The organism is Novosphingobium colocasiae, assembly GCF_014652555.1.
In the GTDB taxonomy this organism is placed as follows: domain Bacteria; phylum Pseudomonadota; class Alphaproteobacteria; order Sphingomonadales; family Sphingomonadaceae; genus Novosphingobium; species Novosphingobium colocasiae.
This window is the reverse complement of sequence record NZ_BMZA01000066.1, coordinates 1-687: the sequence shown is the minus strand read 5'-3', so window position 1 is coordinate 687 and position 687 is coordinate 1. Positions and strand designations below refer to the sequence as shown.

Annotated in this window: 1 protein-coding gene; it reads right to left on the bottom strand. The window is 63.0% G+C overall.

The features are described 5' to 3' along the window. Nucleotides 1–59: 59 nt before the first annotated feature. The coding region (locus tag IE122_RS18255; protein WP_229814402.1) for an IS5 family transposase at nt 60–687 on the bottom strand (628 nt) is incomplete at its 5' end.

Here is a 687-nt window from a genome sequence, read left to right as displayed (position 1 = left end):
ATTTGCGAGGAGCAGCCACTCCACCGACTCGGTGTGGAGCCCCAATCACCCCATCTGACTCATAATTCGAGCTTAGCAATACGTCGTGTCATTCGCCTGATGGATGCGATGATGAGCCATGCTTCTGAGGAGGCGATGGAAGCCTCCCAGTCCTTGGCGAGGCGTCGGCATCGGTTGAGCCATGCGATGGTGCGCTCGACGACCCAGCGGCGGGGGAGGATGACGAAAGACCGGGTATCCGACCGTTTGACGATCTCGATGGCAAGCCGGTCGATATGCGCGATCGCGGTTTCCAGCTTCGGCCCTGCATAGCCGCCATCGGCGAAGAAGCGGGCCAGCGAAGGATATGCATCCCGGCATCGCTCGAGAAGGCCAGGCGCGGCATCGCGATCCTGAACGTCGGCGGGAAGGATCAGGGCGTCGAGCAAGCTGCCGGCGGTATCGGTCGCGATGTGGCGCTTGCGGCCTTTGATCTTCTTGCCCGCGTCGTAGCCGCGCGGGCCTCCCGCTTCGGTGGTCTTGACCGACTGGCTGTCGATGATGCCCGCAGTCGGTTCGGTCGCGCGGCCTTCCGCGACCCGCACCCCGGCCACCAGCACCGCGTTGATCGCATCGAGCAGGCCGCTGTCACGCATCCGGGACCATTGCAAAAGTCGGCAATCTTTGATTCTCTTCTGGTGAGGAGGA